A 12,218-nucleotide genomic window follows, 5' to 3' on the forward strand; every position below is an offset into this window, starting at 1 on the left:
CCCGCGAACGGGGACTTCGAGCGCATAGAAGCAGCGAACACCACGTTCGCTGTGAATCACCTACGCCATCGCGCGGTCGGTCGGGGCGATCGGGCGTGGGAGGACGTCGCGACCCGTGAGGTACGCGTCGACCCCGGCGGCGGCGGCGCGGCCCTCGGCGATCGCCCAGACGATCAACGACTGCCCGCGACCGGCGTCGCCGGCGGCGAACACGCCCGCGACCGAGGACTGGTAGTCGTCGCCCCGGCGCACGTTGCCGCGGTCGTCGTACTCCACGCCCAGACCGTCGAGCAGCCCCTCCTTCTGCGGGCCGAGGAAGCCCATCGCGAGGAAGACGAGGTCGGCGGGGATCTCGCGCTCGCTGCCCTCGACGGGCACGAACCTGCCGTCGACGCGCTCGACGTCGACGAGACGCAGCGCGCGCAGGTGGCCGTCGGCGTCGCCGAGGAACTCCTCGGTGTTCACCGAGAACAGCCGCTCGCCGCCCTCCTCGTGGGCCGAGGAGATCCGGAAGATCATCGGGTAGGTCGGCCACGGGTTGGTGGCGGGGCGCTCGCTCGGCGGGATCGGCATGATCTCGAGCTGGGTCACGGACCGCGCGCCCTGGCGGTGCGCGGTCCCCACGCAGTCCGCGCCGGTGTCGCCGCCGCCGATGACCACGACGTCGCGGCCCTCGGCGTCGATGAAGGAGCGCTCGTAGTCGCCCTGCTGCACCTTGTTCGACGGCGGCAGGTACTCCATCGCCTGGTGGACACCGGACAGCTCGCGGCCGGTGATCGGCAGGTCACGCCAGGCGGTGGCGCCGACCGAGAGCACGACGGCGTCGTGGTCGGCGCGCAGCTTCTCGACCGACAGGTCCGTGGCGGCCGGGCCGCCGACCTCGACGCCCGCGAAGAAGCGCGTCCCCTCGGCCACCATCTGCTCGAGGCGGCGGTCGAGGCGCTTCTTCTCCATCTTGAACTCGGGGATGCCGTAGCGCAGCAGCCCGCCGATGCGGTCGGCGCGCTCGTAGACGGTGACGTCGTGCCCGACGCGCGTGAGCTGCTGGGCGGCGGCGAGGCCCGCGGGCCCCGAGCCGACGACGGCGACCGACTTCCCGGTCTTCGTCTCCGGGAGCACCGGGCGCACGAAGCCTTCGTCCCAGGCGCGGTCGATGATCTCGATCTCGACCTGCTTGATCGTCACCGGGTCGGAGTTGATCCCGAGCACGCAGGCGGCCTCGCACGGCGCCGGGCACAGCGTCCCGGTGAACTCCGGGAAGTTGTTGGTCGCGTGCAGGCGCTCGATGGCCTCGGCCCAGTCGTCGCGCCAGACCAGGTCGTTCCACTCCGGGATCATGTTCCCGAGCGGGCAGCCCTGGTGGCAGAACGGGATGCCGCAGTCCATGCAGCGCCCGGCCTGCTTGCGCAGGGTGGCCGGGTTGAACTCCTCGTAGACCTCGTGCCAGTCACGGATCCGGATGTCGACGGGCCGGCGCCGCGGGAGCTCCCGGCCGGTGGTCATGAAACCCCGCGGGTCAGCCACGAGCAGCCTCCATGATCGCTTCGTTCACGTCGCGGCCGTTGCGCTCCGCGTCGGCGGTCGCCTGCAGCACCCGCTTGAAGTCGGTGGGCATCACCTTGGTGAACCGCGGCAGGGCGGCATCCCAGTCGGTGAGCAGGTCGTGGGCCACGGCCGAGTCGGTCGCGGCGTAGTGCCGCTCGACGAACGACCGGAGCTCCTCGACGTCGTCGGGGCCGACGACCTCGAGCTCGACCATCTGGTGGTTGACCCGGCTCTCCTGCAGGTCGAGCACGTAGGCGATGCCGCCGGACATGCCGGCCGCGAAGTTGCGCCCGGTCGGGCCGAGGATCACCGCGCGGCCGCCGGTCATGTACTCGCAGCCGTGGTCGCCGACGCCCTCGACGACGGCCAGCGCGCCGGAGTTGCGGACGCAGAAGCGCTCACCGACCTTGCCGCGCAGGTACGCCTCGCCGGCGGTGGCGCCGTAGAGGATGACGTTGCCGGCCACGATGTTCTGCTCGGGGACGAACGGCGCCTGCGGGTGCGGGCGCACCGAGAGCCGCCCGCCCGACAGGCCCTTGCCGAAGTAGTCGTTGGTGTCGCCGATGAGCCGCATCGTCACGCCGTGGGGCAGGAACGCGCCGAAGGACTGCCCGCCGGACCCGGTGAACGTGATGTCGATGGTGTCGTCGGGCAGGCCCTTGCCGCCCCAGCGGCGGGTCACCTCGGACCCGAGCATCGTGCCGACGGTGCGGTTGACGTTGCGCACCGGCAGTTCGAGGCGCACCGGGGTGCCGTCGGCGATCGCGCCCTCGGCGAGCTGGATCAGCGTGTGGTCGAGCGCCTTCTCCAGGCCGTGGTCCTGGTCCTTGGTCCGGTGCAGCGCCTGGCCGGCGAAGTTGGCCGGCATCTCCGGGCGGTGCAGGACCGCGGAGAGGTCGAGGCCCTCGGCCTTCCAGTGCGACTCGGCGGCGCGGGTGTCGAGGACCTCGGTGTGCCCGATGGCCTCGGAGATCGACCGGAAGCCCAGCGCCGCGAGGTGCTCGCGGACCTCCTGGGCGATGAACTCCATGAAGGCGACGACGTACTCGGCCTTACCGTCGAACTTCTGGCGCAGCACGGGGTTCTGGGTCGCGACGCCGACCGGACAGGTGTCGAGGTGACAGACGCGCATCATGATGCACCCGCTGACCACCAGCGGGGCCGTCGCGAAGCCGAACTCCTCGGCGCCCAGCAGGGCGGCGATGATGACGTCGCGACCGGTCTTGAGCTGCCCGTCGGTCTGCACCACGATCCGGTCGCGCAGCCCGTTGGCCAGCAGCGTCTGCTGGGTCTCGGCGAGTCCGAGCTCCCACGGGCCGCCCGCGTGCTTGATCGAGCTCAGCGGCGAGGCGCCGGTGCCGCCGTCGTGCCCGGAGATCAGGACGACGTCGGCGTGCGCCTTGGACACACCCGCCGCGACCGTGCCGACACCGACCTGCGAGACGAGCTTGACGTGCACGCGCGCCCGCGGGTTGGCGTTCTTCAGGTCGTGGATGAGCTGGGCGATGTCCTCGATCGAGTAGATGTCGTGGTGCGGCGGCGGCGAGATGAGGCCGACCCCGGGCGTGGAGTACCGGGTCTTCGCGATCCACGGGTAGACCTTGTGGCCGGGCAGCTGCCCGCCCTCGCCGGGCTTCGCGCCCTGGGCGATCTTGATCTGGATGTCGTCGGAGTTGACGAGGTACTCGCTGGTCACCCCGAAGCGCCCGGACGCGACCTGCTTGACCGCCGAGCGCCGCGAGTCGCCGTTCGGGTCGCGGGTGAAGCGGTCCGGGTCCTCGCCGCCCTCGCCGGTGTTGGAACGCCCGCCGAGGCGGTTCATGGCGATGGCCAGCACCTCGTGCATCTCCTGCGAGATCGACCCGTAGGAGATGGCACCGGTGTTGAACCGCTTGACGATCTCGGAGACCGGCTCGACCTCGTCGATCGGGACGGGGGTCCGCTCGCCCTCCTTGAATCCGAACAGGCCGCGCAGGGTGAGCAGCCGCGAGCTCTGCTCGTCGACCGCGCTCGTGTACTGCTTGAACGTGTCGTAGTTCTGGGTGCGCGTGGAGTGCTGCAGCTTGAACACCGTGTGCGGGTTGAAGACGTGCAGCTCGCCCTCGCGGCGCCACTGGTACTCGCCGCCGACCGCGAGCTCGCGGTGGTCGGCCTTGACGCCGTCCGCGGGCCAGGCCTGGCGGTGACGGATCGCGACCTCCTCGGCGAGGACGTCGTAGCCCACGCCGCCGAGGCGCGAGGTGGTGCCGGCGAAGCAGTCCTCGACGACCTCGGTGCCCAGGCCGATGGCCTCGAACACCTGGGCGCCCATGTAGGAGGCGACCGTCGAGATGCCCATCTTGCTCATGACCTTGCGGACGCCCTTGGCCAGCGCCTCGACGACGTTGCGGGTGGCGGTACCGGAGGTGACGCCGGTGATGATGCCGCGGTCGATGAGGTCGTCGACCGTGTCGAGCGCGAGGTAGGGGTTCACTGCGCTCGCGCCGTAGCCCAGCAGCAGCGCGACGTGGTGGGTCTCGCGGACGTCGCCGGCCTCGACCACGAGGTCGACCCGGGTGCGGGTCTTCTCCCGCACGAGGTGGTGGTGGACCGCGCCGGTGAGCAGCAGCGACGGGATCGGGGCGTGCTCGGCGTCGGAGTTGCGGTCGGACAGGATGATGATGCGCGCGCCGTCGGCGACGGCCGTGCCGACCTCCTCGCGGATCTCCGCGAGCCGGGCGCGCAGTGCCTCCCCGCCGCCGGCGTGGTGGTAGAGCCCGGACACCACGTACGGCGCGAAGCCGGGCATGTCGCCGTCGTCGTTGATGCCGACGAGCTGGGCGAGCTCGTCGTCGTCGAGCACCGGCAGGGGCAGCACGACGCGGCGGCACGACGCCGGCGAGGCGTCGAGCAGGTTGGTCTCCGAGCCCAGGTGCACCTGCAGCGAGGTGACGAGCTCCTCGCGGTAGGCGTCCAGCGGTGGGTTGGTGACCTGCGCGAACAGCTGCACGAAGTAGTCGAACAGCAGCCGGCTGCGCGAGGAGAACGGCGCGAGCGGCGCGTCGTTGCCCATCGAGCCGGTGGCCTCGGCGCCGGTGGTCGCCATGGGGCGCAGCAGCAGCGAGACCTCCTCGCCGGTGTAGCCGAAGGACTGCTGGCGGCGCACGAGGGTGTCGTGCTTGAACGGGATGCGCTCGCGGACCGGCAGGTCGGCCAGCTCGACCATCCCCGCGTGCAGCCACTCGTCGTAGGGGTGCTCGGCGGCGAGCTCGCCCTTGATCTCGTCGTCGTCGACGATGCGCCGCCCGACGGTGTCGACGAGGAACATGCGGCCCGGCTCGAGGCGGCCCTTGCGCACGATCGTCGTGGGGTCGATGTCGAGGACGCCGACCTCGGAGCCGAGCACGACGAGGCCGTCCTCGGTGACCCAGTAGCGGGCGGGGCGCAGACCGTTGCGGTCGAGCACCGCGCCGATCACCGAGCCGTCGGTGAACGCGGCGAGCGCCGGGCCGTCCCAGGCCTCCATCAGGGTGGAGTGGTACCGGTAGAAGGCCCGGCGGGCCGGGTCCATCTCGGTGTGGTTCTCCCACGCCTCCGGGATCATCATCAGCACCGCGTGCGGCAGCGAGCGCCCACCGAGGTGCAGCAGCTCGAGCACCTCGTCGAACGTCGCGGAGTCGCTGGCGTCCGGGGTGACGATCGGGAAGAGCCGGTCCAGGTCGGCGGCGGTGTCGCCGCCGAACGCCCCGGTGGTGAGCATCGACTCGCGCGCGGCCATCCAGTTCCGGTTGCCGCGCAGCGTGTTGATCTCGCCGTTGTGCGCGAGGTAGCGGTACGGGTGCGCGAGGCTCCACGCCGGGAAGGTGTTGGTGGAGAAGCGGCTGTGCACCAGCGCGATCGAGCTGGTGGTGCGCTCGTCGGCCAGGTCGGCGAAGAACGCCTCGAGCTGCGCCTCGGCGAGCATGCCCTTGTAGACGACGGTGCGTCCGGACAGGCTCGGGAAGTAGGTCTCGACGCCCGCCGCGCGCGTCTCGTGCTCCACCCGCTTGCGGACGGCGAAGGCGCGCCGCTCCAGGGTCATCACGACGCCCGCGTCGTCGTCCCCCGCGTTCGGCGTGTCGACGACGTGGTCCACGGCGGCCGGCAGGCCCAGGAAGAGCTGGCGGAACCGCGGCATGACCTCGCGGGCGGTGTCGCCGATGCCGGCGCCGTCGGGGTCGACGGGCAGCTCGCGCCAGGTCAGGACCTCGAGTCCTTCCTCGGCGGCGATGCGCGCGACGATCTCCTCGACCTGCGCCGGATCGGCGTTCGCGGGCAGGAACCCGTTGCCGACGGCGTAGCGTCCGGCCTCGGGGAGCTCGACGCCCGCCTCGGCGAGGATCGGGCGGTAGAGGCCGTCCGGGACCTGGAGGAGGATGCCGGCGCCGTCGCCGGTTTCCGGCTCGGCGCCCCGGGCACCCCGGTGCTCGAGGTTCAGCAACGCGGTCAGGCCGCGGGTGACGGTGCGGTGGTCACGACGCCCGGCGATGTCGGCCACGAAGGCGACGCCGCAGGCGTCGTGCTCGTACGCCGGGTCGTAGAGCCCCTCGGAACGTCGAGTCTCCACGTGCGCCTCCGATCGTCGCTTCCGTGCAGGTGGTGGTGCCGGGGTCCGGCGTGGTGGTCGTGGCTTCCGGGGAGCGCTCGCTGTGACGGCGCTCGGCCCGGGAGAGGCCCCGGCGCACCGGTCGTGGAGTCCGTGGGCGGACGACCGGAGGGGCAATCTGACGTTAACCTCCGCGGCCGTCACTGCGCACCGTGCGGACGCGTCCGAAAGAGTGCTGATCGCCATAGCGCAGCAACGCGGAATCGGACACGGAGCGCGGTCGGCCGACCGAGGTGTCCCTCGCCGTTGAGGGGGTAACCAGGTCAGTGCCTCGAACGTCTGTTCGAGGGCTCGGCCGTATCAGCCGCGCGCCCGGCCGTATCACCGTACGGGTCGCGGCCGGGCAGACCAGCCGCGGCGACGTCGCCCGACGAGCGAGGAGTGCTCATGACCGATCCCGACACGCCGACCAGTCTGACCGACGACACACCGTCGGGCCAAGAGGCCACTACCGCTGGGTACGGCGGTGGGGCGGCCGCGGCGCCCTCCGGGCACGCCGTGACGACCCCGGGTGACGACTCCCCCGCGGCGAAGGACAACAGCGCGTGGGTCACCGGTGACGAGCCCATGACCGGGCCCCAGGCCAGCTACCTCGAGACCCTCGCCCACCAGGCCGGAGAGGCTCCGCCGTCCGGCCTCACCAAGGCGCAGGCGTCCGACGAGATCGAGCGCCTCCAGGGGTCGGTGACGCCCGGTGACGGGTCTGCGGGGGCGAGCGGCGCCGGCGACTCGGGTGACGTTCCCGATCTCTCCCGCCAGGAGCGTCCGACGTCCGAATGGGTGACAGGGGACGAGCCGATGACCGGGCCGCAGGCCAGCTACCTGGAGACCCTCGCGCAACAAGCGGGCGTCGAGCCACCGACCGGGCTGACGAAGTCGCAGGCCTCGGAGGCGATCGACGACCTCCGCCGGAGGACATCAGCGCGGAAGGCCTCTTCGTGAGGCGGGTCTGGCCCTCACCGGAGGGTGGTGAGCTGGGGCGCGACGACCTCCTCGAGCTCTACGCCTACCCGGACGCACCCTGGGTCCGCGTGAACTTCGTCGCCAGCGCGGACGGGGCGGTGTCGGACAAGGCGCACGGCGGGCTCTCCACCGGCCTGCACGCTCCGGGCGACCGCGAGGTGTTCGGCGTCCTGCGCGAGCTCGCCGACGTCGTCCTCGTCGGGGCGGGCACGGCGCGCGCCGAGCGCTACCGCGGGGCGCGCACCACGCCCGAGCGCCGCGAGCGCCGGACGGCCCGGGGCCAGGCGGCCGTCCCGCCGATCGCCGTCGTCAGCACCCGCGGCGACCTCGATCCCGACGCGGGCCTCTTCACCGACACCTCCGTGCCGCCGCTCGTCCTCGTCGCCGCGGCGCACGCCGAGGAGGCCGCGACGAGACTCGACCGGGCCGAGGTGGTCGCCGTCAGCGGCGACGAGACCGGCGCCACCGACCCCGACGCCGCGCTCGCCGCCCTCGCCGCGCGCGGGCTGACCCGCGTCCTCTGCGAGGGCGGCCCGGCGCTGTTCGGCTCCCTGCTCGCCGCCGGCCGCGTCGACGAGCTCTGCCTGAGCGTCGCGCCCCAGCTGGCCGGCGGGGGTATCGAGCGCATCGTCGGCGGCCCCGCGCTCGACGGCCCGCGGCCCCTGACGCTGGCCTCGGTCGTCGCCCACGACCACGGGCTGCTCCTGCGCTACCTCGTTACTCCTTTCGGGTGACACGCCATGACTTTCCCGGCGTCCGCCGTGTCCCACGGGTACCGGGTCGGCAACCGGCCCACCCGGTCATGAACGTGCACCACGGACGAGACACCCGCGCACCCAGGAGCGCCACACCATGACGCAGAGCCCCAGCACCGCCACCGGCTCCGAGGCCGCAGCCGTGTCGAGCGGACGGACCGGGGGCGCGACCCCCGCCCGCCTCGCCGACGACACGGGGCAGGGCAAGACCACCATCGCCTCCGGCGTGGTCCAGAAGATCGCCGGCATCGCCGCCCGCGACGTCTCCGGCGTGCACTCGATGGGCGGCGGCGTCTCGCGCGCCTTCGGCGCCATCCGCGAGCGCATCCCCGGCGGCAGCGGCACCTCGCAGGCCGCCGGCGTCCAGGTCGAGGTCGGCGAGAAGCAGGCCGCGATCGACCTCGACATCGTCGTCGAGTACGGCGCCGGGATCGTCGAGCTCGCCCGCGCCGTGCGCCGCAACGTCATCGCCGCGGTCGAGCAGATGACCGGCCTCGAGGTGATCGAGGTCAACATCGCCGTCAACGACATCCACATGCCCGGCGACGACGACGACGACAACGGCGAGGCGGCGCCGAGCCAGCCGTCGACGCGCGTCGAGTGAGCACGGACCACCCCACCGGGACCCGGCCCCCGAGCGCCGCGCTGGCCCCGGGGACGCCGGAGGCCCCGGGGCTCGGCCCGCTGCCGGAGCGGATCGCCGAGGAGCTGCTCGCCCACCCCGCGGTGGCGGCGCTCTCCGGCGGGCCGTTCGGCACGGTGGCGAGCTACCTGCCCGGGCGCCGGCTGCCCGGCATCGTCCTCGGCGACGCCGAGGAGCCCGACCGGATCGCCGTGGTCCTGTACTACGGCGCCCCGGTGGAGGCGACCGCGGCGGAGCTGCGCCGGATCGTCGCGGCGGCGTCCGGCAACCGGCGCGTCGACGTCACCGTCGTCGACATGGAGATGCCGGGGTGAGCGAGACGGTCGGCGACGAGGCGCGGGCGGCGCGGCGGGCGTTCGTCCGCGCGCACCACCCCGACGTCGGCGGCGACCCGGTCGCCTTCCGGGAGGGTCTGGCGGCTCACGGAGCCGCCGCTCGCCCGACCCGGCCGGACGCCGGGGATCCCCGGCTCGACGCGCCGATCGTCGTCGTCCCCGACGGCCGCCTCGCCCGGCTCGGGCGGTTCGGGCGCCGCCTGGCCCGCCGGTACGACCCGCGCCGCGGCAGCGCCCGCGTGCAGTAGTCGTGCAGCAGTCCCGCCCCGCCGACCGCGCGGGGCGACGTTCTTCGTGGAGGTAGTGGTCATGAGCGCCACCCGCGCCGGCATGTTCGTCGGCCTCATCCTGGGTGTGGCGGCCGCCGCCGGCGGTCTCCCGGGCTTCTTCGTCGCCCTGATCCTCGGCGTCCTGGGCTTCGTCGTCGGACGCGTGCTCGACGGTGAGCTCGACGTCAACCAGTTCGTCGGGCGCGGCCGCGACAAATGAGCACCCCGACCGACGTCACCGCGCCGACGGGCGTCCCCATGGTCGACTCCGTCCCGGAGAGCCTCGACGAGGCCGCCGAGCGGGGCCGCCTGGACGTGTCGCTCTCCGTGGTCCGCAAGATCGCGGAGTACGCCGCGGACCACACCGCGGGCACCGTGCGCACCCAGCGCCGCCTGGCCGGGCTGGACCTCGGCGAGTCCGGGACCAGCGCGAAGGTCTCGGGCTACGGCGAGCAGGTCGACCTGCGCCTCGAGGTCCCGCTGGCCTACCCGGCCCGGATCGCCGACAGTGCCGCCGCCGTGCGCGACACCGTCCGCGACCGGGTGCAGGCGCTGACGCCGTATCGCGTGCGCTCGCTCGACATCGGCGTCTCGGCGCTGACCGATCCCGATCTCCGGGCCGCCCCGTCCCGATCGGCGACCTCCCGGACCCCCTCCTCCCGGACGGAGTGAGAAGTGCGCCTGCTCCTGCGCGTGCTCGCGCCGCTGTTCGGCCTGCTGCTCGCCGTCGTCGGCCTCGCCCTCGTGGTCGAGACGGTGACGGCCTGGATCGCGCCGGCCTCGAGCCCGCTCGTCGTGCCGTGGCCGGCGTGGCGCACGGCCGTCGAGGGCCTGACCTGGCAGTCCGGGTCGGTCCGGGTCCTGGCGGTCGTCGTCGGCGTCATCGGGCTGTTCGTGCTGCTCATCGCGCTGACGGCACGCCGGCACGACGTGTTCCTGGCCGACCCGGTCCCCGAGGTGACGGTCACCACCTCGCCGCGCTCACTGGCCCGCGCCGTGGGCCACGAGGTCCGCTCGCACGACGACGTCGTCTCCGCGTCCGTGGTCGCGTCGTCGTCGAAGATCACCGTCAAGGCCGCGACCCTCGACCCCGCCGAGGGGGTCCGGACGGCGGTGCGCGACCGCGTCGAGGAGCTGCTCGTCCGGCTGCCCCTGGCGCGGCGCCCGCGGGTCGCGGTGTCGGTCACCACCACCAAGGGGGTCAAGTGAGCCGCCGCTCCCGCAAGGCCGTCGCCCGGTCCGCCGGGGGCGACCGCACGCTCACCCTGCTGCTCGGCCTCGTCCTCGTCGTCACGTCGGTGCTCGCGCTGCTCGTGAGCTACGGCGTGTTCGGGACCAACCGCGCGGGTCGCCCGCTGATCGACCCGATCGCCGTGTCCTGGGTGTCGACCCACGTCTCGGCCACCCGCTGGATCGCGATCGGCGCCGGCCTCGTGCTGTTCGTCGTCGGCGTCTGGTGGACGCTGCGCTCCCTGCGTCCCGAGCCTCGGCCCGACGTGTCGCTCTCCGAGCTGCCCGGGCAGCGGCTCACCGTCGAGCACGCCGCGATCTGTGACGCCGTGCGCCACGACGCCGAGACGATCGACGGCGTGAGCCGGGCCCGCGTCCGGCTCGTCGGGACACCGCAGAAGCCCGCGCTGCGCATCGCGTTGACGCTGGTGGAGGGCACCGACGTCCGCGACGTGTGGGCCGATCTCGACGGCCGGGTCCTCGCCCGCGCCCGCGAGGCGTTCGCCGTGTCCGCACTGCCGACGGCCGTGCGCCTGGAGCTCGACGCCAGCGCGTCGCCGACGCCGGCGCGGGTGGAGTAGCCACCGCGCTGCCACCGCCGCGGCGGGCAGCGCGACGAAGGAGCGCCGACCGTCGACCCGCCTCGGCGGGTCAACGAGCGGTGAGCACCTCGGCGAGGTCGAACCGCACCGGCCGGTCGAGCTGGGAGAACGTGCAGGACGCCGGGTCGCGGTCCGGGCGCCAGCGCTTGAACTGCGCGGTGTGGCGGAAGCGGACGCCTTCCATGTGGTCGTACTTGACCTCGACCACGCGCTCCGGGCGCAGCGGCACGAACGACAGGTCCTTCTGCGCGTTCCACCGGCTGTGCTCGGCCTCGCGCGGCGTGCGGGTGCCCTCCTCCTGCGCCGCCCAGGCCCAGGGGTGGCCCTCGAACGAGGTGACCAGCGGCTGGAGCTCGGTGAACAGCTCCTTGCGCCTGGCCATCGGGAAGGCGCCGATCACGCCGATGCTCTGCAGCGAGCCGTCCTCGGTGTAGAGCCCGAGCAGCAGCGAGCCCAGCGCGTCGGGCCCGGACTTGTGGACCCGGTAACCGGCGACGACGCAGTCGGCGGTGCGCTCGTGCTTGATCTTGCTCATGACCCGCTTGTCGGGCTGGTAGGTCAGGTCCGCCTTCTTGGCGATGAGCCCGTCGAGCCCGGCGCCCTCGAACTGCTCGAACCACTCCTCGGCCGTGTCGAGGTCCTCGGTCATCGGCGTCAGGTGGATGTCGGGGCGCGCCAGGCCCCCGACGACCTCGGCCAGGCGGGCGCGGCGCTCGGTGAAGGGGCGGGAGGTGAGATCCTCGTCGCCGAGGGCCAGCAGGTCGAACGCGACGAAGTGGGCCGGGGTCTCGACGGACAGCTTCCTCACCCGCGAGGCGGCCGGGTGCACGCGCTGCAGCAGCGCCTCGAAGTCCAGCCCGGTGCCCTCGGCGTCGACGACGACGATCTCCCCGTCGATGACGCTCCGGGGCGGGAGCGCGGCCCGGACGGCCTCGACGAGCTCGGGGAAGTAGCGGGTCATCGGCTTCTCGTTGCGGCTGCCGATCTCGACCTCGTCGCCGTCGCGGAACACCACCGACCGGAAGCCGTCCCACTTCGGTTCGTAGTGCTGCCCGGTGGGGATCTCCGGGACGGCCTTGGCCAGCATCGGGGCCACGGGCGGCATGACGGGCAGGTCCACGGGGAGCATCATCCCCCGCAGGTTCGGAGCAGCAAGGGGAGCACGCCGAGAGGGGAGCCGGCCCGTCGGAGGGGCCTCACCAGGACGCCACCCGTGGCCGTCAGACTCGCGGGGTAGGCCCCCGGCGGATCA

Annotated in this window: 12 protein-coding genes; 9 read left to right on the top strand and 3 right to left on the bottom strand. The window is 73.1% G+C overall.

Annotated elements, in window-relative coordinates; translation table 11 throughout:
- Window positions 1-60 precede the first annotated feature (60 nt).
- Together AC2A1K_RS26515 and gltB are read right to left on the bottom strand one after the other, a co-directional pair.
- Entirely contained in the window at window positions 61-1,524 is a 1,464-nt protein-coding gene (locus AC2A1K_RS26515; RefSeq protein ID WP_483899337.1) for a glutamate synthase subunit beta, read from the bottom strand.
- The gene (gene gltB / locus AC2A1K_RS26520; RefSeq protein ID WP_483899338.1) at window positions 1,517-6,130 is read right to left on the bottom strand and encodes a glutamate synthase large subunit; all 4,614 of its coding nucleotides are present in this window, start codon (window positions 6,128-6,130) and stop codon (window positions 1,517-1,519) included. The genes AC2A1K_RS26515 and gltB overlap by 8 nt, the downstream gene beginning before the upstream one ends.
- Window positions 6,131-6,556: 426 nt before the next feature.
- Between gltB and AC2A1K_RS26525 the strand changes: the two genes are divergently transcribed.
- From AC2A1K_RS26525 to AC2A1K_RS26565, 9 genes are all read left to right on the top strand, one after another.
- Window positions 6,557-7,111, top strand: coding sequence for a DUF3072 domain-containing protein (locus AC2A1K_RS26525; RefSeq protein WP_483899339.1), 555 nt, complete (start codon window positions 6,557-6,559; stop codon window positions 7,109-7,111).
- The gene (locus tag AC2A1K_RS26530) at window positions 7,108-7,866 is read left to right on the top strand and encodes a pyrimidine reductase family protein (RefSeq protein ID WP_483899340.1); all 759 of its coding nucleotides are present in this window, start codon (window positions 7,108-7,110) and stop codon (window positions 7,864-7,866) included. Before AC2A1K_RS26525 ends, AC2A1K_RS26530 begins: the two co-directional genes overlap by 4 nt.
- Window positions 7,867-7,984: 118 nt before the next feature.
- Complete coding sequence (locus tag AC2A1K_RS26535; RefSeq protein ID WP_483899341.1) at window positions 7,985-8,491, top strand: Asp23/Gls24 family envelope stress response protein; 507 nt, start codon at window positions 7,985-7,987, stop codon at window positions 8,489-8,491.
- Window positions 8,488-8,844, top strand: coding sequence for a hypothetical protein (locus AC2A1K_RS26540; RefSeq protein ID WP_483899342.1), 357 nt, complete (start codon window positions 8,488-8,490; stop codon window positions 8,842-8,844). Before AC2A1K_RS26535 ends, AC2A1K_RS26540 begins: the two co-directional genes overlap by 4 nt.
- Window positions 8,841-9,113, top strand: coding sequence for a hypothetical protein (locus AC2A1K_RS26545; RefSeq protein WP_483899343.1), 273 nt, complete (start codon window positions 8,841-8,843; stop codon window positions 9,111-9,113). The genes AC2A1K_RS26540 and AC2A1K_RS26545 overlap by 4 nt, the downstream gene beginning before the upstream one ends.
- 61 nt (window positions 9,114-9,174) lie before the next feature.
- Complete coding sequence (locus AC2A1K_RS26550) at window positions 9,175-9,354, top strand: hypothetical protein (protein WP_483899344.1); 180 nt, start codon at window positions 9,175-9,177, stop codon at window positions 9,352-9,354.
- Entirely contained in the window at window positions 9,351-9,806 is a 456-nt protein-coding gene (locus AC2A1K_RS26555) for an Asp23/Gls24 family envelope stress response protein (protein WP_483899345.1), read from the top strand. Before AC2A1K_RS26550 ends, AC2A1K_RS26555 begins: the two co-directional genes overlap by 4 nt.
- 3 nt (window positions 9,807-9,809) lie before the next feature.
- On the top strand, window positions 9,810-10,343 hold the full coding sequence (locus AC2A1K_RS26560; RefSeq protein ID WP_483899346.1) for a DUF6286 domain-containing protein: 534 nt from the start codon (window positions 9,810-9,812) through the stop codon (window positions 10,341-10,343).
- The gene (locus AC2A1K_RS26565; RefSeq protein WP_483899347.1) at window positions 10,340-10,945 is read left to right on the top strand and encodes an Asp23/Gls24 family envelope stress response protein; all 606 of its coding nucleotides are present in this window, start codon (window positions 10,340-10,342) and stop codon (window positions 10,943-10,945) included. Before AC2A1K_RS26560 ends, AC2A1K_RS26565 begins: the two co-directional genes overlap by 4 nt.
- A 70-nt stretch (window positions 10,946-11,015) precedes the next feature.
- On the opposite strand, the gene AC2A1K_RS26570 is transcribed toward AC2A1K_RS26565, so the two are convergent.
- A complete protein-coding gene (locus tag AC2A1K_RS26570) occupies window positions 11,016-12,086 on the bottom strand; it encodes an ATP-dependent DNA ligase (RefSeq protein WP_483899380.1) in 1,071 nt (356 codons plus the stop codon).
- Window positions 12,087-12,218: the final 132 nt, after the last annotated feature.

It is taken from the genome of Actinomycetospora sp. 2LY8.5 (assembly GCF_057180585.1).

Bases quoted from the DNA above. Each gene is read 5' to 3' on its own strand.
- AC2A1K_RS26525 (WP_483899339.1), top strand. From the start codon at position 6,557: ATGACCGATCCCGACACGCCGACCAGTCTGACCGACGACACACCGTCG.
- AC2A1K_RS26535 (WP_483899341.1), top strand. From the start codon at position 7,985: ATGACGCAGAGCCCCAGCACCGCCACCGGCTCCGAGGCCGCAGCCGTG.
- AC2A1K_RS26550 (WP_483899344.1), top strand. From the start codon at position 9,175: ATGAGCGCCACCCGCGCCGGCATGTTCGTCGGCCTCATCCTGGGTGTG.
- AC2A1K_RS26555 (WP_483899345.1), top strand. From the start codon at position 9,351: ATGAGCACCCCGACCGACGTCACCGCGCCGACGGGCGTCCCCATGGTC.